At 54.8% G+C, this 19242-nt stretch carries 16 protein-coding genes and 1 rRNA gene; 5 read left to right on the top strand and 12 right to left on the bottom strand.

The features are described from left to right. Positions 1–843 carry an S-formylglutathione hydrolase gene (gene fghA / locus VGE55_RS02395; RefSeq protein ID WP_331130140.1) on the bottom strand — a complete coding sequence of 281 codons (843 nt, stop codon included), beginning with the start codon at positions 841–843 and terminating at the stop codon, positions 1–3. Between the two features lie 19 nt (positions 844–862). Further along, positions 863–1972, bottom strand: a complete 1110-nt coding sequence (locus tag VGE55_RS02390; RefSeq protein ID WP_331130139.1) for an S-(hydroxymethyl)glutathione dehydrogenase/class III alcohol dehydrogenase — start codon at positions 1970–1972, stop codon at positions 863–865. Between the two features lie 122 nt (positions 1973–2094). On the opposite strand from VGE55_RS02390, the gene VGE55_RS02385 reads away from it, so the two are divergent. Both VGE55_RS02385 and VGE55_RS02380 read left to right on the top strand, forming a co-directional pair. Then, a complete protein-coding gene (locus VGE55_RS02385) occupies positions 2095–2676 on the top strand; it encodes a sigma-70 family RNA polymerase sigma factor (protein ID WP_331130127.1) in 582 nt (193 codons plus the stop codon). After that, entirely contained in the window at positions 2673–3308 is a 636-nt protein-coding gene (locus VGE55_RS02380) for a DUF1109 domain-containing protein (RefSeq protein ID WP_331130126.1), read from the top strand. Before VGE55_RS02385 ends, VGE55_RS02380 begins: the two co-directional genes overlap by 4 nt. Positions 3309–3334: 26 nt before the next feature. On the opposite strand, the gene VGE55_RS02375 is transcribed toward VGE55_RS02380, so the two are convergent. The 8 genes from VGE55_RS02375 to VGE55_RS02340 form a co-directional block, all read right to left on the bottom strand. Then, positions 3335–3976 carry a 2OG-Fe(II) oxygenase gene (locus VGE55_RS02375; protein WP_331130125.1) on the bottom strand — a complete coding sequence of 214 codons (642 nt, stop codon included), beginning with the start codon at positions 3974–3976 and terminating at the stop codon, positions 3335–3337. Positions 3977–4017: 41 nt separating this feature from the next. Beyond that, positions 4018–4929 (bottom strand): chemotaxis protein, encoded by a 912-nt coding sequence (locus VGE55_RS02370; RefSeq protein ID WP_331130124.1) that lies wholly within the window; start codon positions 4927–4929, stop codon positions 4018–4020. 146 nt (positions 4930–5075) lie between these two features. Next, the gene (locus VGE55_RS02365) at positions 5076–5918 is read right to left on the bottom strand and encodes a hypothetical protein (protein WP_331130123.1); all 843 of its coding nucleotides are present in this window, start codon (positions 5916–5918) and stop codon (positions 5076–5078) included. A 136-nt stretch (positions 5919–6054) separates the two neighbouring features. After that, positions 6055–7047, bottom strand: a complete 993-nt coding sequence (locus tag VGE55_RS02360; protein WP_331130122.1) for a succinylglutamate desuccinylase/aspartoacylase domain-containing protein — start codon at positions 7045–7047, stop codon at positions 6055–6057. Between the two features lie 107 nt (positions 7048–7154). Further along, positions 7155–9521, bottom strand: coding sequence for an efflux RND transporter permease subunit (locus VGE55_RS02355; protein WP_331130121.1), 2367 nt, complete (start codon positions 9519–9521; stop codon positions 7155–7157). 17 nt (positions 9522–9538) lie between these two features. Then, positions 9539–10726 (bottom strand): WD40/YVTN/BNR-like repeat-containing protein, encoded by a 1188-nt coding sequence (locus tag VGE55_RS02350; RefSeq protein ID WP_331130120.1) that lies wholly within the window; start codon positions 10724–10726, stop codon positions 9539–9541. Between the two features lie 123 nt (positions 10727–10849). Beyond that, positions 10850–12193, bottom strand: coding sequence for a DUF1329 domain-containing protein (locus VGE55_RS02345; RefSeq protein WP_331130119.1), 1344 nt, complete (start codon positions 12191–12193; stop codon positions 10850–10852). Between the two features lie 58 nt (positions 12194–12251). After that, positions 12252–14246, bottom strand: a complete 1995-nt coding sequence (locus tag VGE55_RS02340) for a DUF1302 domain-containing protein (protein ID WP_331130118.1) — start codon at positions 14244–14246, stop codon at positions 12252–12254. 287 nt (positions 14247–14533) lie between these two features. Between VGE55_RS02340 and VGE55_RS02335 the strand changes: the two genes are divergently transcribed. Continuing rightward, the gene (locus tag VGE55_RS02335; RefSeq protein ID WP_331130117.1) at positions 14534–15415 is read left to right on the top strand and encodes a methylated-DNA--[protein]-cysteine S-methyltransferase; all 882 of its coding nucleotides are present in this window, start codon (positions 14534–14536) and stop codon (positions 15413–15415) included. 11 nt (positions 15416–15426) lie between these two features. Here the strand turns inward: VGE55_RS02335 and VGE55_RS02330 are convergent, their stop codons facing one another. Further along, positions 15427–16494: an aldehyde reductase gene (locus VGE55_RS02330; RefSeq protein ID WP_331130116.1), complete on the bottom strand. Its 1068-nt coding sequence runs from the start codon at positions 16492–16494 to the stop codon at positions 15427–15429. An 81-nt stretch (positions 16495–16575) separates the two neighbouring features. On the opposite strand from VGE55_RS02330, the gene VGE55_RS02325 reads away from it, so the two are divergent. Together VGE55_RS02325 and VGE55_RS02320 are read left to right on the top strand one after the other, a co-directional pair. Beyond that, a complete protein-coding gene (locus VGE55_RS02325) occupies positions 16576–17517 on the top strand; it encodes an alpha/beta hydrolase (RefSeq protein ID WP_331130115.1) in 942 nt (313 codons plus the stop codon). A gap of 196 nt (positions 17518–17713) precedes the next feature. Further along, complete coding sequence (locus VGE55_RS02320; RefSeq protein WP_331130114.1) at positions 17714–18955, top strand: serine hydrolase domain-containing protein; 1242 nt, start codon at positions 17714–17716, stop codon at positions 18953–18955. A gap of 152 nt (positions 18956–19107) precedes the next feature. Here VGE55_RS02320 and rrf read toward each other — a convergent pair. Continuing rightward, positions 19108–19220, bottom strand: a 5S ribosomal RNA gene (gene rrf, locus VGE55_RS02315). Between the last annotated feature and the right edge of the window lie 22 nt (positions 19221–19242).

Genomic DNA, 19242 nt, shown 5'->3' with positions numbered 1-19242 from the left:
TTAGGCTGTATTCAGGTGCTGCGCATGAAAACGCAGATGCTCTTCAATGAAGGTTGAAATGAAGTAGTAGCTGTGGTCGTAGCCATCCTGATAACGAATGGTGGCCGCGTATCCCTTGCGTTGACAAACCTCTTCCAGCAGGTGGGTTTTTAACTGCCCTTCCAGAAAGTTGTCGGCGGTGCCTTGGTCCACCAGCATCGGCAACTGGTTGGCACCCGATTCAATCAAGGCCACTGTGTCGTGCGCCGCCCATGTGCTTCGGTCGCTGCCCAAATACGCGGTCAACGCTTTTTCACCCCAGGGGCATTGGCTGGGTGCCACAATGGGAGCAAACGCACTCACCGACACAAACCGCGATGGGTTGCGCAGGGCGGTGGTCAGGGCACCATGCCCACCCATGGAATGGCCACAAATGGCACGTTGGGGCCCCAACTTCAGGGCAGGCTCCACCAGTGCGGGCAACTCATCGACGATGTAGCTGTACATGCGGTAGTGGCTGTTCCAGGGCGCTTGCGTGGCGTCCACATAAAAACCTGCACCCAGGCCCAGGTCGTACGCAGCATTCGGGTCACGGGGAACGTCATCACCACGCGGGCTGGTGTCAGGCATCACCAAAGCAATACCCAACTCAGCAGCCACACGCTGTGCACCTGCCTTGGTGGTGAAGTTTTGGTCGGTGCAAGTGAGGCCCGACAACCAGTACACCACGGGCACCGCCTGGCCTTGCAATGCGGCAGGTGGCAAATACACACTGAACTGCATGGTGCAATTGAGCACGCCAGAGACATGCTCATACTGGTTTTGCAGCCCCCCGAAACAGCGGTTGCTGCTCAGTTGTTTCAAGGTCGACATGTGCGCAGCCTCAATAGTGAATCACGCTGCGAATTGATTTGCCTTCATGCATCAAGTCGAAGGCCTCATTGATTTTTTCCAGTGGCATGGTGTGGGTAATGAAGGTGTCGAGATCAATTTCATCATTCATGAAGCGGTTCACATAGCCCGGCAATTCAGTGCGGCCACGCACACCGCCAAAGGCGCTGCCCCGCCACACACGGCCTGTCACCAACTGGAATGGGCGTGTTGAAATTTCCTGCCCGGCACCCGCCACACCGATGATGACGCTTTCACCCCAGCCTTTGTGGCAGCACTCCAGTGCAGCCCGCATCACTTTCACATTGCCGATGCATTCAAAGGAGAAGTCCACACCGCCATCGGTCATTTCAACAATGACGTCCTGAATGGGCTTGTCAAACTTGGCGGGGTTCACAAAGTCGGTGGCGCCCAGCTTTTTGGCAATCGCAAATTTGTCTTCATTCAAATCGATGGCAATGATGCGCCCTGCTTTGGCCTGCACCGCCCCGATAATGACCGCCAAGCCAATGCCGCCCAAACCAAACACGGCCACCGTGTCGCCCGCCTTTACTTTGGCGGTGTTGTGCACAGCGCCGATTCCGGTGGTCACTCCACAGCCCAACAAACACACTTTTTCAAGCGGCGCATTGGGGTCAATTTTGGCTAGCGAAATTTCGGGCACCACGGTGTGTTCAGCAAAGGTGGAGCAACCCATGTAGTGGTAAATCGGTTTACCGTCTTTCGAAAACCGGGTGGTGCCATCGGGCATGAGTCCCTTCCCTTGAGTGGCGCGCACGGCCTGGCACAAGTTGGTCTTACCGCTTTTGCAGAACTTGCATTCGCGGCATTCGGCTGTGTACAGCGGGATCACATGGTCGCCCACCGCCAGGCTGGTCACGCCCTCGCCCACCGCTTCCACAATGCCGGCGCCTTCATGGCCCAAAATCGCCGGGAAAATGCCTTCGGGATCGTCCCCGCTCAGGGTGTACGCATCGGTGTGGCACACACCGGTGGCTACAATCCGAACCAACACCTCGCCTTTTTTGGGCAACTGGAGGTCCACTTCTTCGATGGTGAGGGGTTTGCCTGGCCCCCAGGCTACGGCTGCGCGGGTTTTCATGGAATTCATGGTGGACGCTCCTTTACAAGCGAGTTTTGAAACGAAGTCCATTATAGGCAAAAGCCGAAAGGGGCCCTGATGTGATAGTGTGGCAACAGAATTTTTAATTCCTCTGTAACCCAATGCCCCAAGCCAGCGAACTGCCAATTGAACACGGACTGCATGCGTTCGAGAGTGCGCTTCGGCCCTTGTGGTTGCAGGCTCAAGGGGGCGATGAACACGCATACCGTCTGGCCCTGGACATGATGGCGCGCAGGCTGCGCGGGTTTTACGGCAAAAGGCTGCAGGGCTTGCCGGATGAGGTTGAAGACCTGGTTCAGGAAACCCTGCTGGCACTGCACATGCAGCGGGGTACTTACGACCCCAAGTTGCCGGTCAGCAGCTGGATGTTTGCGATTGGCCGGCACAAGCTGGTGGATTTGTGGCGGCGGCGTGGTCGACGCGAGCGCCTCAACGACTCCCTGGACGATGTCGATGAAGGTGATTTGCCTCAAGTCCACGAGGAACATGCCGTTCAGAAGGACTTGCAAACACTGATGCAGCAATTGCCCCAAGCGCAGCAACAGGCCATTGTGCTGACAAAAATCGAGGGCCTTTCCATGGAAGAGGCGTCCCAACGTTCGGGCGTATCCGTATCCGCGTTGAAGGTACAGGTGCACCGAGGCTTGAAAAAACTGGCTGAACTGGTCAGGACACTGTCATGAAAACCGATGATTTGATCAACATGCTTTCCACCAACGCCGGGCAGGCGCCTTCTCGCCTGGCCGAGCAACGGTTGGGCAAAGCGGCCCTGCTGGGCATCGTGGCTGCGGCCATGTTCTCCGTTGCATGGTTGGGTTTGATTCCCCCCGCCTTGTTTTCTGAAGGCGCCCCTTGGTTAAAGCTGGCCTATGGCTTGGCCATTGTGATGGCCAGTGGCCTTTGGCTAAACCGCTTGGGTCGCCCTGCAGCATCCGACCGCGAGCCCCGCGTGTTGGTGTTGGGCATCCTCTTATTCATGCTGTTGCTCGCAATCATTAGTTTTCTGGCCACGCCCATCGATCTGCGCGCTCACGCCATCCAAGGGCATTCTTGGTCGTCCTGTCCCTGGTCCATCATGAAATTGTCCATTCCAGCCCTGGGTGCAAGCATTTGGGCCATGCGTGGACTGGCGCCGACCAAACCTCGCTTGGCGGGGTTTGCAACCGGGCTGTTTGCCGGTGCAGCCGGTTCGATTGGTTATGCGCTGGCCTGCGACGAGACATCCACACCGTTCATTGCGATTTGGTACACGCTGGGCATGCTGGGGTCGGGGGTATTGGGCGCTTTGATCGCGCCCCGTTTTTACCGCTGGTAACACCGCAGGTACATCAGCCAAGGCCTTTACCGGGGTGGGTCAACCCGGCTGGAATCGGATGTGTTGATGCGATACCAGCCTGCAATACTGTACCGGTCTCGCAACGCGGGTTTTACTTCGTGGGGGAATTCCTCACTCAAAAACACCGCCAAGGTGCCCTGCTCTGGCCACACCTCCGCCAATGTTTCGCCTTGATCACCCGGTTCATACAACACCATGCTGCCACCATCGCTTTGTTGCCAACTTGGATTTAAGTAAGCCACCACCGACACCACCCGGTTCGATTCACCTCGAAAGGCATCCACATGGGTTTTGTAAAAAGCACCGGGTGCATAGTGGGCAAAATGGGATTCGAATGAAAACAAGCCCAGAAACAATCGGCGATTGATGGCCTGCTGTAGCTCTGCAGCAAAGGCCAGCCAATCACGCGTGGCGGTGTCATCAGGTTCAATCCATGCAATCGAGTCTCGGCGAATGTCGGCATTGGTGCGGTGAAGTTCAGACCGCCCAATGCCGGCAGACCGCAGGGGTTGATGCTGAAGCGCCATCAACAAATCGTGGCAGAGGGTGGGACTGAGGGCCTCGGGCTGGATACTGAACCCGTTTGCATAGAGGTCATCCGCAATGCGATCGAGCAATTCTGGGTTGTACAAGGCGGGGGTCGTCATGAGCGGTACACAAGCCACCAAACAAATGGTGGCAGTGTAACTCAGGCATGGGTCAGCAACTCACCAATGGCCCGGGACAGCGAGGCCGAGTCGAATTTCTTGACATACACATTCACGCCCGCCTCAATGCCGCGCCGCGCATTTTCTTCGGAGGTCAACGAGGAATACATCACAAAGGGAATATTTTTGAACCGGGGGTCGCTTTTGAGCTTTCGGGTCAAGGTACAACCGTCCATCACGGGCATTTCTTCATCGACCAAAATGAGCGAGACCTCATCGCGCAGTGAGCGATGTGCCTCATCAGCACGCTCGGCCAATTGAAGCAATTTGGCCTCCGCCTCCACGCCATTCACGGCATGGGCATGGTCCAAGCCCATGGTGTCCAGCACTTCGCCAATTTTCCGGCGGGCCACCACAGAATCATCCACAAAAAACACGGGGGCTTTGGATGCGATTTCAAACCCGGTGTTGACCTTGCCTTCCTCACCCTCCGGCAATACACGCTGGCAAACACTCTCGATGTCCACGAGGGACACCAAGGCCCCTCCCTGCAACATCACCGTGCCAAACACATACCCTTCCTGTCGCTCAAAACGTTGGGGGGGCTGCACATCGGACCAAGGCACGCGAATGATTTTGTCCACACTGAACACCTCAAACGCCACGGAGCGAGAGGCAAACTCGGAAATGATGAGTTTTTTGTTGGGCAAACCGGTGGACATGCCGATGGCTTCGCCCAGGTTCACCACGGGCATCACCTGCCCACGAAGCGAGATGACGCCGTTCATGGCGCCTTGTTGACCCGGCACTTGCGTCACTGGCATCAACTCGGTGACTTCCCGGATTTTGAAAACATTCAGACCAAACACCTCTGCACCGCCCAGCGAAAACAGAAGGATTTCGATCATTTCGCGGGTGGATTGTTCTGTGTGAATGGAATGTGAACTGGCCATGGCTTAAGCACCGGTATTGAGCATCAATGCAAGCATTGTGCAGGCCAAACCGGCATTCCAAAACACCTAAAACAGGTGGAAAACTGACGCAATCGCCTTGATTGCTCGCGCAAGCAACCCATTCAAGGGTGCAAACCCCAACCCATTCAGCGGCTCAAATAACCGGCCAGTTCAGACTGCGGGTGGGTCAACAAAGGCCCGATCTGGGGCAAAGCAAGGTTGCTGATGGGCAGGGCGCTCAGACCATTGTTGATGAGTGCGGAACTTGCACCGTAGTAATCCACTGCAAACAGCGGGTCTGTCGCTTGCTGAAGTGCTGAGCTGCCCGAGTGGTCTACCACGTCCATCAACAAACCCTTGACCTCACCGCGAACGGACTGTTGGAAAAAGTCGTGTGTGGACTGGTTCAACTGCTGCCCCACATCGTCGATGAAGCCTCTGACAAGCCCCTGTCGTTCACCATTGAATTCACCGGACAAGTCCGCTTGAGCTTGCTCGGCCTGTTCAAGCAGGCGCCCGATCAACCCGGACAACCCGTCCACGGCCAAGTCGGAGGTTCCGATACCGTCGGTCAAAGACGGGGCGGTGGAGGCAACGGGTGCCGCATCGCCAGAACCCGACATGTCCAAATAATCCGATTGCAGTGACTCTGGAATACTGCTCGCACCGTCGCGAAGTGGATCAGCCCCCATGGGGCCGGCGAGACTCGCGCCATCCCAGGTTGACATGGCGGGTTGCAAGGCCGCAGCACCGCTTGGCGATGTGGCTTTGTGAGCCAGTACCGTCGAATTAGACGGCAACACCTCTGGGTGGCCACCTCCAATGGTCGGCAGCCCTGTTGAGTCTGTATCCCGCCCGGAATGGCCACCTGACGCTGAACTGAAATGGGCCGACGACAACGCAGCCGATGGCGTTGCAACCAGCATGAGCGCGGCCAATGTGGCTGACTCCCGCTCCAGGTGGCGAATGATTTCGGTGAAACGTGGCATGGCAAACCCTTTTAACTTTACAGAAAGTTTAATTAGGTCTGACAAGCGCCAACAATCCGCAAATTGATATATTTGCGCCCCATTTCGTAGGGTGTTTTTTCTGAATTTGTCGGTAAAAAGCGCAAATTACCCCTCATTACAGGGGTTCGGTCTCTTCCTTGGCCACGTAGAACCATTCCTGCCCAGCCTGAGACGTGGTGTTGGGGAAGACAATAAAACCATCGCGCGGCGCCCTCACCTCTTCTCCGTTTTGGCGCAAACCGATCAACTCACCTTTGCTGATGCGATCAAAGCTGGACCACGAGCGGCAAAACTGGTCATCCGCATGGCGTTTGTCAATCACCTCGACCAAGGTGAGGTGTTGATAGTCCCGCACTGGTTGGGGCACCTGCCCAGCGATCAAGCCCAAATGAACCAAGGTATTTTCAATGGCGGTGTAGGCCACTGCCGGCCCTTGGGGGTCGTCATGCTGCCCGCACTCCAGCGTGACCGCATAGCCTCCACTGGCGCGCATGCATTCAGTGGTGCCCATGCCATATCGGGGGTCGGTGTTCAGGCCCTGGCCAGACAAACCATGGGCCTTGATGTAAGCCACACGATTGGCCACACCATTGGCATACGTTTCCAGCCAACCATCAACAAAGCGCGACACGCCCAAACGCAGGGCCAAATCCCGCTCTGCGCGGGCATGCCGGAAAGGCTGCAGTGGCCCGCCATTGTCAGCAGGACCAAACAAGGCAAAAGGTTGGTCGCCTTTCTGAAAACTGTGAATGTCCAGCAGCACCTCATGCTGTGCCAGCAAAGGACACAGCCAGTTGGCCACATGGTCTTCAAAATCCGCGGGCGTTGTGGTGGGTGTCAGGTTGCGGTTCAGGTTTCGATCGCCATTTCGCTGTTGACGGTTATACGCCAGCGGATTGGTCACCGGAACGAAAGTGACCTGCCCGGCCAACAGCAAGCGGTCGCCACGCTCAAATTCCCTAATCATCCGCAAAATGGCCCGGGTTCCTGACACCTCATTGCCGTGGACGGCTCCAAGCACAATCAACTTGGGCCCAGGCTTCAAAGCCGTGAAGCTGACCGACTTGAACTGCAAGGGGTGAGGAATGGCAGGGAGTTCGGGAAACATGGTGAATTGGCCTGATGCGTCAGAGTTCTGTCCAGTCTGCGCAGGTTACCACAGACAAAAAAAGGGCAGCCGAAGCTGCCCCAGGATCGCTGATTTTCTGATTCGAATCAGTTCAGGCCTTTTACCACCGATGGACCAAACCGTTTGGTCACGGCGCCCATCGCCAACACCCGAATCAGCGCTGGAATCAGGATAATGGCCCCAACCATGTTCCACAGGAACATGAAGGCCAACAACATGCCCATGTCTGCCTGGAACTTGATGGCCGAGAACGCCCAGGTGAACACACCCAAAGCCAGGGTTACCGCAGTCAATGCCACGGCCACACCAGTCGTCCGCAGGGTTTCGAAATACGCCTGCTTGAAGTTCAAGCCTTTGGCCAAAAAGCTTTCGAGGCGGTTGTAGATGTAAATGCCATAGTCCACCCCAATGCCCACGCCCAGCGCAATCACCGGCAAGGTGGCCACTTTGATACCCAGGTTCAGTTGAACCATGATCACCTTGCACAACACCTCGGTGATGAACAGCGGAATCATGATGGCCAACATCACACGGAAGCTCTTGAATTCCCACCACACCAAAAGACCAATGATGGTGTACACCAACACCAACATGGTTTTCTGGGCCTGCTCCACCACGATGTTGGTGGCAGCCTCAATGCCGCTGTTACCAGCCGCCAAAATAAACTTGGCATCGTCCGAGTTGTTCTCGGCAGCAAACGCTTCCACCTTGTCCGTTACCCGCTTCAAGGTTTCCGCTTTGTGATCCGCCAGGAACAGAATGACCGGCGTCATCGAGCATTTGGCGTTGTACAAGGCTGTGGGAATGTTTTTGTGCGCGCCGTTGGAAATGAAGCGGTCACGCGTGATGGACAACCACTTGGGATTACCGCCGTTCAGGGCAGCGATGATGTTTTTCATCACCGTGAACAGCGATGCACTGCCTTCCACGCCCTCCACGTTTTCCATTTCCCACTGGAAGCGGTCAACCGCCGACGCCACCGGGTATGCGCCGCACTCGCCCTCGGGCGTTTCAACCATCACCACAAACACATCCGAACTGGTGGAGTAGTTGGACACCAAGAACTTCACGTCCTGGTTGTAGCGGGAATCTGGACGAAGCTCGGGGGCACCAGGATCAAGGTCACCAATTTTCAACCCGGACGACAACACCATGCTGATGGCCAGAATACCGCCGGCAACGGCCGTGGCCGCCAAGGCCACTTTCTTTTCAGTCAAGCGTGACAGCGCGTGGGAAACCTTGTGGTCACCGCCCTCTTGCTTGGCCACCTGCCGCAAACCCGAGGGGGTGACATCGGCATAGCTCATCAAAACGGGCAACAGAAACATTTTGGTGAAAATGATCACGCCCACACCAATCGATGCACTGATGGCCAGCTCGCGAATCACACCAATCTCAATGACCAGCAATGTCGAAAAACCGACTGCGTCTGCCAACAAAGCCACCGTCCCGGGAATGAAGAGCAGGTGGAAGGTGGCCTTGGCCGCATCCATTTTGGTCGCGCCATGGAAACGCTCTGCCGCCATCGTCCGCACGTTCTGGATGGCATGGCTCACGCCGATCGCAAACGTCAGAAAGGGCACCAGAATCGAATACGGGTCCAAGCCAAAACCCAGCATGCTGACAAAGCCCAGGTGCCAAATCACCGCCAACGAACAACAGAAAATGGTCGCAGCCGTGCTCTTCCAGCAACGGGAATACCAGAACAGCAAAATAACGGTGAGTACAAAGGTGATGACAAAGAAACCCGCAATGTCCTTGGCCCCTTCAATCAGATCACCCACGACCTTGGCAAAACCGGTGATGTGAATCGACACCTTGTCGTTTTGGTATTTGTCACGCACCACCTTTTCAATGCGCTCAGACAATTTTCCGTAACTCAGTTTTTCACCAGTTTCGGGATCGACCTCTAGCAATGGCGCCAGAATAATGGCGGACTTTTCATCGTTGGCCACTAAGGAGCCAATGCGCCCAGACTTTTCGACATTGGAGCGCACCTGCTCAATCTGCTCGGGTGTGCCCTGAAAGCCCTGGCCGATCACCGGCCCCATGCGAAGGCCCTCTTCGGTCACCTGGCGCCACATCACGTTGGGTGTCCAGATCGAGCTCAAATTTCCACGGTCAACACCGGGGATGTAAAAAACTTCATCGGTGATTTGCCGAAGCGTTTCCAAAAACTCCGCTTCATAAATGCTGCCGTTTTTGTTTTGAACAGCGATTCGAAGCACGTTGCCCAAGGGACGGAGCTCGTTTTCGTATTTCAGGTAGTTGGCGATGTAAGGGTGGGTCACCGGCACCATTTTCTGAAACGATGCATCCGGCCGAAGCTTGGTGGCTTGCCAGGCAAAAAACACCGACAACACAGCAAACAGCACCAACACCGCTTTGCGATGTCCAAACAACAGGCTCGTGAAGAACCGCTCAATCTTGCTCAATTCTTGATCATTGCTCATGGGGTTTCTTCCAGTTCTTATTGGGGCAGGTCAACTGTGCGAGGGCCACCTTGACCGCTCAGCACCAGTGTTTTGCCAACCAGGGCCATGCCGGTTACGGGCTTGCCCTCCTTGTTCATCACCATGGTCAACTGGGTGCCTGTCGGGTCCGTCTTCACCAAGCGGCCTTTCTGGTCAACCAGCAACACCGAGTTGCCCTGGGCAATGGCCTGAACAAAACTCTCCTTGGTCGGGCTTTGCATCTTCCACCAGCCAGCGGCACCAGGCCCCATGCGGTAAACATTGCCCGAGAAACCATATGCATAAATCGTGGGCTCACCTGTTGAGCTCCGTAGCACTGCCGTGCCATAGAAGTGGCCGTTGTAGCCCGTGTCCAAGCGCTCCCATGTTTGTCCAAAATTGTTGGATCTGTAAATTCGGCCTGCTTCACCGGCAATCAACAACAAGCCTGTGTCATCGCCGTAAATGCCGTTGTAGTGGCGGAAATCGGGGTTGTTCAACCGGTCCGCAATCAGTTTCCAGTTAGCGCCCCCATCGGTGGTTTCAAAAATCTGACCGTAGCTGCCAACCACCCAGCCTTGGTTCTCATTGCGGAACCACAAACCCAGCATGGGTCGGGCCGGTCCAAAACGGGCACCCGCCTCGGCATCCTCCAGCGCAAACTGCGCTGCTTCCAGCTCGGCGTCCATCTTGCTTTGTTGTGCAGCAGGCAGTGCATCGTAGCGTGCCTGCACTGCGTCATATTTGGCTTTTGCAGCAGCGACCACCTGTGCATTGGCTTTGTTGCCATCGAACACACGGGTCCAGCTCGCGCCTGCATCGGTGGACTTCAAGACCACACCGTCGTGACCGGCCATGTAAGCCACCGAGTCACTGGCGAACTCAATCGCCGTCATGTTGATGGACACGGGCACCTTGGCTTGTGTCCACACGTGGCCATCCTGGTCTTTCGCCCCATCCTTCGGCTCTGGCGCAGAAAAATCACGGCGCAACACAATACCGCGCTCGCCCACCACCACAGCCACATTGCCGCGCGATGTCACATTCAACATCAGCGCTTTGGCTGCTTTGGGCGCCACAATGGCAGGGATGTCCATGGGGTCTTTAAAGGCCTGTGCAGGTTGCACAGTTAATCCGAGCGCCAACAATACGGCGCCCACACCGCAGGCCCGTCGAATAAGCGCGGGCTTCAAAGGCTTTTTCATGCCTACTCCAATTGAAAACCCAGGGGCCGTCCCTGGGTCAGTCTCGATGTGTTGATAGATTCGAGCCCTTCTTGGAGTGGGTTGCAAAGCCTCTGCACCCACCCCAGGCTTCTTTAAATTGCTTTATCGGCCCACGCGGCGCAGGGCCGCAGTTGAGAAATCGGCCACCGAATACTTGGTACCAAATTCAACGGGCTTTTCTTCATTGGTCAAGGCATTGACCAGGTAACGACGGGCCTGGAGGTCATAGATCACCTCGCCGGCTTGGGCAAAGGTTGGTGCGTTGTACAACTGCACACCAAACACTTCACGAACGCGCCACAGGCCACCGCGGGAGTCATATTGGTCACCATGCAAAATGGTCCAGCTGTCCTCGTCGATGTAAAAAACCCGCTTGGAATAAATGTGACGAGCACCCGGCTTCAAGGTCCCCTCCACCACCCAAACCCGGTGTGGCTCGTAACGCACCAAATCCTGGTTCACATGGCTTTGACCCAGAATCTGGCTGTACTTCAGGTCTTTGCTGGTCAACTTGTAGTTGTTGTAGGCAACAAACATTTCCTTCTTGCCAATCAACTTCCAGTTGTAGCGGTCTGGTGCACCGTTGAAGGCGTTGAAGTCATCGTTGGTACGCAAACCATCTGCACCAATACCCGGGCTGTCATAGGCCAGTTCAGGCGCGCGAATAACCCGGCGCTGCCCCGGGTTGTATTGCCAGGCCAGTCGCGGCTCTTGCACTTGGTTCAAGGGCTCATGCACCAAGGCCACCTCACCCGCAGCATTGGCTGGGGCCAGCGTTTTGTTCATATAATAGAAAATCCGGTTGGGTTCCGGATCATTCATATACGATGCGAACGCAATGGTCTCTTCACGCTTGCCCAGGGTATAGCTGCCATTCGTTTGAACCGGGAAATCTGCGGAGATGCGATGGATGGACCCACCCAGGTCACGCATGATGTGGTTCCAGATCACCTGCACACCTTCGGTGGGAATCGGGAATGGCACGTTGGACTTCTTCAAGTTCAAAATACCATTGCCACCCTCAGCCAGCTTGATGGACCCAGCCTCTTCCTTGGCGTACTTGTAGATGTCAGCCCGGTAGGCCGCAGTACGGTGGCTGGGGTACACCACCATTTTGTAGGTCGGGAAGCGCTTCATCAACTCCATTTGACCTGGCGCCAGTTTGTCTTTGTACTGCTCCATGTTGGCAGCGGTAATTGTGAACAGCGGCTTTTCATTGGCAAACGGGTCAAGGTAACCCTTGTTGGCGTCAAAACCGGCGGGCGGCTTGGACAAACCACCGTCCCACGCGGGAATGGTGCCGGAAGCATTGCCTGCTTTCTCAGCACCCATGGGGGTCAATGTTGTGCCGAGCTTGGAATAATCGGCACTTTGGGCAAACGCAGTTGTACAGGCAGAGGCCACAACAGTGGCCAGCGCCAGTCGCCTCAGACTGGTCTGAATCATGGATTTGTCTCCTTCACTTGAAAAACCCAACAATTTTTCTTGTTTTAACAACGAATACTTACAGGTTGGCACCCACTACAAGGGACAGGAAGTCCCGGTCCTTGAATGGATCGTAGTAAGCCTTGTCATTAAACATGCTGTAGTTCATTTCTGCAAAATATTTTGCAGATTGCATTTCAGCACGCAGGCCAATACCGAGGTTCATGCGGTCCTGAAGGAACACGCCATCGGCAGAATAACCTTTGAAATCATGGGAAAAGAACAGCCGGGGGGCCAAGTTGATGCCATACACCACATCCGGGTAATTCAACACAGCCAGTGCGCGGTAGCCAAATGCCGTCTTGGTCGCATAACCGTCCACGGCGCAGTTTCTCGGGTTGGGGTTGATGCTGCGGTCGCAATTTCCACCGTTGTAGGTCACGTGGGCACCCGCACCAAAGGCCGGGGAACGACCAAAGCGCTCCTCGGTGTAGGGGTCACCAATGTCCTTCCAAAACTGCCCACCCAGTTCAGCCACAATGGCCAGTGAGCTGGCACCCAAACGACGCGGGAACAAAGCAATGGTTGAGACCTGCGCCTGCACCTTGTCCAGTGGCTTGTAGCCGTTGAATACCGATCCCACAGGCTGGCTGAAGTACTTTGCCCCCAAGGGCCCTGTACCGTTGGCTCCGCCTTTCAACAGGTCTGCCGTGTTGTAGCCGGCTGGGTAGCCTTTGGTGTAACTGACTTCACCAAACACCGAATAACCTGAAATCTCGGTAGCAGCTGACAAACCAGCCACCTGGATGTTCTCTTTGCCGTAATCAAAGAAATACGACAGGGGGTTGACCACTTGCTGCGGCCCGACCGCCAATCCATTAAAGACCGAACCAGGCACATTCGATGGCGTCTTGACCAGGCCCAAATTGGGAATGCGTTGGTGGTAATTCACCAGATACGCACCAAACTCCGTACCGATAGAACCTGCGTAAAAGCGGCCAGCAAGGCCCATCTGCCCTGTATCCTTCGGGCGGCGGTCCCTCAACTGACTCATCCGGAAATTCAAGGTGCTCAAGTCAGCAGGAAGTCCTGTGATACCCCCCAACGCTGTTGTGAGCCCGGCCAGCCCCCCCGTGGTGCTGGTGTCAAAGGGTATCCCGTTGACTCGAACTGTTCCGCCTCCATAGAAGCTTTGGCGATCGTCATAACCCGTGAAATCAATCTCATTGCCGCCCACCCCCAACACACCCGGGTTTACAGGGGAACCGGCAAAATTACAATTCAACAAATCCGCTTGCGAAAAGTAGGTACCGCATCCATCCACCACCACTTTCTCATGGTTCACTTGGGCAAACGCCTCAAGCGACAGGCCATCCGTGGCCTGCAGGTTCATGTAAATCTGGGGAATGGGCAGGAAAACCTCTTTCAACTGAGCACCGGGACGCCGGAGCGCTGCCGAGTCAAAGTTTGAAAACTGGTTCACACCGCCCAAAATAAACAGGGCTTCACCCCAGGTCACCACCTGGTTGCCCATTTTGACGGTCAGATTTTTATTGAACGGTTGAAAGTCCGCATAGGCATAGGCATCCAGCAACTGGGCATCTTCAAATTTGGAGCCTTCCTCGTACTTGTCGCCGGGTAATTTCTCTCCAGCCTGGAAACCAGTCGCAGCAGAGCCATGCGGTACGCCCCGGCTTTTTTGTACAAAATCGGAATACGCCTTGGCCCGAATGAACACGCCTTTGTGGTCTTTGCTCAGCTCCAGCTCACCAACCACCTTGGCCGCCGAGCTAACGATGTCGCCCTTCTTGAAATTCAAGTTCCCGTCATCCACGGTGCCGCTGGACGCCGTTCCACCATTCCCGATAAAAATCAGAGACTTGTCCGCTTCCTTCATCCGCTGGGCGGCACCCACCGTGACCTCCATCGCCCAACGGCCCTCAATGCCACCCGGGGCCTGAAAAGTGCCTGCGGCGCCAGCCACGCCTGGCAAAAACGCCACGCTGATTAAAAAAGCCAATCGGGAAGGCAACGGAAAAGCTGCGGGAAGCGAACGAAAACTGGCGCGAGTCATGCATGTCTCCTTGTTGGGCCTTCAGGCCTCTTTGCCCAAGGCGTTGGGCTGTGCGGTATTTGGGTTTATGGGGTGTTACCGACCAGTATTCCAAACAGATTCATAAATCGAACTTTACTGACAGAACAATAGAAATCTACCTATTTTACATTGTGTACATTTCCTTGAATCCATGTCAAACCAACAAACGCACCCGCGTCGAACCTGGCTTCTATTCGCAAGTTTCCGGTTGTCATCGTCCACAGTAGGCAGCACACTCGCATCTCTCCATGTCAATGTCGCACACCATGCCGAAACACACTGTTAAAGATCATTTCTCATTGATTGAAGAGGCCGTGCAGCGCATTCAAACTGACCAGGCTGTTTTGCCCAAACGGAGCACGCCAGAACATGCCTTGTCTTTGACCGAACTGGCCGAACAATTCGGGCTCAGTGCATTTCACTTTCAAAGACTATTCAAAAACTGGGCCGGTATCAGTCCGCAACACTTCCGGCACATGTTGTCCCGCCAACGGGCGCTTGAGAGACTGCGAGAGGGAGAAACCGTGTTGATGGCGGCATTGGAGGCAGGGCTGTCCTCGCCCAGTCAGCTTCACGACCTGACAGTCAAACTCGAAGCCATGACACCGGGGGAAATTCGGCAACAAGGGCAGAACATCGTGTTCACGGTGGGAATGTCCGAAAGCCCGATGGGCTGGCTGTTCTCAGCCCACACGGAACGAGGTTTGCATCGATTGGAATTTGCAAGCGACACAGACTGGGAGTCATGGACCGCCCAGTTACAACGACAATGGCCCAAGGCAGAAATACAAACCGCTCACACCGCAGCCGAAGCCTTGTCAAAGCGGCTTTTTGACGGCCCATCAAAAAACCCCGGCCCCATTGAACTGCACCTGCAGGCCACACCTTTCCAACTCAAAGTTTGGGAAGCACTGATTCGCCTTCCGTCCGGGTACGGTATTTCATACGGCCAACTGGCCAAAGCCTTGGGCATGCCCAAAGCAGCCAGAGCAGTGGGCAGCGCCGTGGCCAACAACCCCGTTGCAGTCCTCATTCCCTGCCATCGCGTTATTCAATCAACAGGGGTGTTGGGTGAGTATCGCTGGGGTATGCATCGAAAGGCCCTGCTGACCGTGAGGGAGGATTTGGAACGCCATAGCCCTGCATAGACTGCCGATGGTCAACGTCGTCGCAGCAAACCGTCTTCAATCATTTGATCAAAGTGTTCGCAAAGCGTCTCTGTTAACAGACGATACTGCACACCCAAAATGGACTGCGAACGGCTTGTGTCAAATGAAAATGAGTAGCCCACGTTTCTGTCAATAAAGGCGCGGCTCACCCCGGCCGCAATCGGCGCGACCCAACGCACCAACCACTTGGGCAATTCCTTGGTTGGCAAAGGGTACTGTGGAAAGCGCCCCCGAAGTATATTGGCCATCTGCAGCAAACTGACCACAGGCCCACTTAGAATGAAACGGCCCTGCGCATCGGGGTTGAAGCCCGCCAAAATATGCGCCGCAGCCACCTCGCGGACATCGACCAAACCAAACTCCAGGTGCGGCACACCGGTTCTCTGCCGGCCACTGCCCAAATCGCGCATCACATCAATGCTGGTGGACTGAGTATTTTTGGTCAGCGAAGGCCCCACCACCAAACTCGGGTTAATGGTCACCAAATCCCAATTGGATTGCGCCTTGTTGATTTCCCAGGCTTTTCGCTCCGCCATCACTTTGGAATAGGAATAAGGCTGATGGTCTTCAGAACTGCTTGTGTTCCAGTCTGACTCGGTGAATACCTGGCCCTTCTTGGTCAATGCCTCGACTGCATCACCGTAGATGGATGCGACAGAACTGGTTAACACCACCCGACGAACGCTCCCGGCCCGATTGCACGACTCCAACACGTTCCGCGTTCCCTCCACGGCTGGACGCACCAAGGCCTCGTATGGATCTTTAAAACCTTTGATGATGAATGGTGAAGCAGTGTGTATCACAAGCTCACAGCCCCTGACCGCCGCATCAAACGCTCCTTCGTCAATCAAATCCGCCGAAAACAACTTCAGCTGACCTGGAGCCGCTTTCGCAGCCTTGAGGAGATGATCGACAGACGACGCCTTGTCGGCATCCCGGACCGTGGCATGCACCGTCAACCCCTGTTCGAGCAAATAACGAACAATCCAGCTGGCAATGTATCCGGAAGCACCCGTTACACAAACAGGCTTGCTGCGGTCAATTGTGGGTCTTTGCATGTCATTCCTCAAAAATTGTGTTAAAAATTCTGCAGTCGTCCGCTGGGGCGAATCATTGCCTCAACCCCCTAGGTGTACCCCATGAAGCCCATCCGAGCCATCACCGCAACGCTCAAAGTACTGCCCTTGTTTATTTTGAGTGGCTGTTCCGCACTACAGCTGGTCAACTCAGTATCCCGAATCTACACCGCTGACACACGGGAAAACATTCCCTTTGATTCAAATCCAGCACTGAAATTTGACCTTTACCTGCCAGCGAAAGTCGCGGATACCACCACCCCGACACCCGTGGTGGTATTTTTTTATGGCGGCAGCTGGAACCGAGGGCACAAAAGCGACTATGAATTTGTCGGCCGGCGCTTGGCTTCCATGGGCTATATTGCGGCGGTTCCCAACTATCGACTGTATCCAGAAGTCAGCTACCCAGACTTCCTTGTCGACAATGCAAAAAGTGTCCTGGCGGTTGTGAAGGAGTTGCAAAAATCAGAATACGCCCCTTACAACCCCGATTCCAAAGTTGTCCTGATGGGGCACAGCGCAGGCGCCTACAACGCCGCCATGCTGTCTTACGACGAACGGTGGCTGGAACAAGTCGGGCTGTGCATCTCAAACACGGTGAAGGGATTTGTGGGTCTTGCAGGTGCCTACAACCTTTACCCAATCAACGATGTCGAAGTTCGTCCAGTTTTTCATCACCCCAACTACCCCAAACAATCTCAACCCATCGACTTCGCTCAAAACGCTCAGGTTCCGTCCCTCATCCTCGCACCAGAGTCTGACAACCTGGTCAGCATCGAAATCAACAGCCTGGCCCTGCACAAATTATTGGACCGGGCAGGCGCACCCAATCGCTTTGTGCAGGTCAAAGGCACAGACCACATCAGCCTCATCGGCACTTTCTCCCCGGTACTGTTTTTCAAAGGGAGCACCACGCAGCCGATTGCCCAATTCATTGAAGCTCTGGCGTCAAGCACCCCGCTCAAGCAACCCGCGAACGAGCACATCAACGCATCTGCCCATTGAGGGTTTTGTGGGTTAACGGTTGACCTGAATCCGGCATGACGACAGGCGCACCAATCGCGTCGGATCGGTAGAGACCACGGTCTAAAAATTGAATTGACGAAGGCATTCCGCCACTGTCAATCTTTGAAGTGACCAAGAAGTTACATAACAACAAATCACAGAGACAAGATTCATCATGTTCAAAAAGACCAATACGGTGGCCGTGCCCAAAAACATGGGTTCAGTCACACAGATCGACACGCAGGCCGAAATCAGTCCCTATGACGTCAACATGACCCGGGACAATGTGGAAGCCATTTGGAACAGTGTTGAAGGCTTCTACAAAACCGGTTTGCAGCCCGGGATGACGATGGTTATTCGCCGCCAAGGTGAGATCGTTCTGAAAAGGTCGATTGGACATGCGCGCGGGAATCCCCCCCCGCGACATCCGGATCCAGATCCATCTACCGTGCTCATGCATCCAGATACCCCCATATGCCTGTTCTCGGCGTCCAAGGCAATCACTGCCATGCTGATTCACAAGCTTAAAGAAGAGGGCAAACTGAAGCTTCACGACACTGTCGGCACTTACATCCCGGAGTTCGCCTGTAACGGCAAAGAAAACATTACCATTGGGCAGGTACTCTCACACCGGGCCGGTGTGCCGATGATTCCCATGAAGAACCCCCACCCCTCGCTTCTGTTCAAGTGGAACAGCGTGATTGATCTGATCAACTCCGGTCACACATCACAGGGGGATGGAAAAACACAGTCGTACCATGCAATTGTTGGTGGATACATCCTCGGTGAAATCGTGCGCCGCATCACCGGCAAACCTGTGGAGGATTATCTCAAAGCGGTGATAGCCAAACCGCTGGGTGCCACTTACCTCACCTATGGACTTCCCAAACAACACCAAAACAAAGCTGCATTCAATTACAGCACCGGCGCCGCACCAGCGTTTCCCATCAACTTGCTGGCCAAACGTGCCCTCAATATTGATTTCGAAAAAGTTGCGAGCATTTCAAACACGGAAGGATTCATGGATGTCAGTATTCCAGCTGGCAACATATACGGCACGGCAGACGAGGTGTCCCGGTTTTATCAAATGATGTTGGATGGCGGCCAATTCAATGGAAAACAGGTGTTTGAAGCGGACACCATCAAAGACGCCATCAAACCAGCCGGTCCCTTGACCGTTGATCAAACCCTCCTGATCCCCATGCGTTTTTCCAATGGTTTCATGCTGGGTGAAAATCTTTTCTCTCTGTTCGGCGTTAAAGCCAAAAAGGCCTATGGGCACCTTGGACTAATCAATATCGTGAGCTGGGCAGACCCAGCCAGAGAGCTGTCCGTTGCCTTTTTAAACACAGGCAAGTCGCTGGACCCACGTACGTTGCCGGCGCTGGGCAAAATCCTGGTCTCCATCAGCCAGAACTGCAGCGTTTTACACAAGTAAAATCTCGCTTCGGCCAACCAGGGGCCAACACTAAAAAGCCAACCTCAATTGAGGTTGGCTTTTTTATTGAACACCGATCCGATCCAGTTTGAATCGACAGAAGTAAAAAACCCCCAAGCTTTTGAGGCTTGGGGGTTTTTTGGTATTGGAGAGCCTGACGATGTCCTACTTTCACATGCGAATGCACACTATCATCGGCGCTAAGGCGTTTCACGGTCCTGTTCGGGATGGGAAGGGGTGGTTCCACCTTGCTATGGTCGTCAGGCAAAGAGGGTTGGCTGCAAGAG

The sequence above is a fragment of the Limnobacter sp. genome, assembly GCF_036405155.1.
GTDB lineage: Bacteria > Pseudomonadota > Gammaproteobacteria > Burkholderiales > Burkholderiaceae_B > Limnobacter.
This window is presented reverse-complemented; position numbering and strand designations above follow the sequence as displayed.

Bases quoted from the DNA above. Each gene is read 5' to 3' on its own strand.
- VGE55_RS02365 (WP_331130123.1), bottom strand. From the start codon at position 5,918: ATGCCACGTTTCACCGAAATCATTCGCCACCTGGAGCGGGAGTCAGCC.
- VGE55_RS02360 (WP_331130122.1), bottom strand. From the start codon at position 7,047: ATGTTTCCCGAACTCCCTGCCATTCCTCACCCCTTGCAGTTCAAGTCG.
- VGE55_RS02355 (WP_331130121.1), bottom strand. From the start codon at position 9,521: ATGAGCAATGATCAAGAATTGAGCAAGATTGAGCGGTTCTTCACGAGC.
- VGE55_RS02375 (WP_331130125.1), bottom strand. From the start codon at position 3,976: ATGACGACCCCCGCCTTGTACAACCCAGAATTGCTCGATCGCATTGCG.
- VGE55_RS02325 (WP_331130115.1), top strand. From the start codon at position 16,576: ATGAAGCCCATCCGAGCCATCACCGCAACGCTCAAAGTACTGCCCTTG.
- VGE55_RS02340 (WP_331130118.1), bottom strand. From the start codon at position 14,246: ATGACTCGCGCCAGTTTTCGTTCGCTTCCCGCAGCTTTTCCGTTGCCT.
- VGE55_RS02370 (WP_331130124.1), bottom strand. From the start codon at position 4,929: ATGGCCAGTTCACATTCCATTCACACAGAACAATCCACCCGCGAAATG.
- VGE55_RS02335 (WP_331130117.1), top strand. From the start codon at position 14,534: ATGCCGAAACACACTGTTAAAGATCATTTCTCATTGATTGAAGAGGCC.
- VGE55_RS02390 (WP_331130139.1), bottom strand. From the start codon at position 1,972: ATGAAAACCCGCGCAGCCGTAGCCTGGGGGCCAGGCAAACCCCTCACC.
- VGE55_RS02345 (WP_331130119.1), bottom strand. From the start codon at position 12,193: ATGATTCAGACCAGTCTGAGGCGACTGGCGCTGGCCACTGTTGTGGCC.
- VGE55_RS02385 (WP_331130127.1), top strand. From the start codon at position 2,095: ATGCCCCAAGCCAGCGAACTGCCAATTGAACACGGACTGCATGCGTTC.
- VGE55_RS02380 (WP_331130126.1), top strand. From the start codon at position 2,673: ATGAAAACCGATGATTTGATCAACATGCTTTCCACCAACGCCGGGCAG.
- VGE55_RS02330 (WP_331130116.1), bottom strand. From the start codon at position 16,494: ATGCAAAGACCCACAATTGACCGCAGCAAGCCTGTTTGTGTAACGGGT.
- VGE55_RS02350 (WP_331130120.1), bottom strand. From the start codon at position 10,726: ATGAAAAAGCCTTTGAAGCCCGCGCTTATTCGACGGGCCTGCGGTGTG.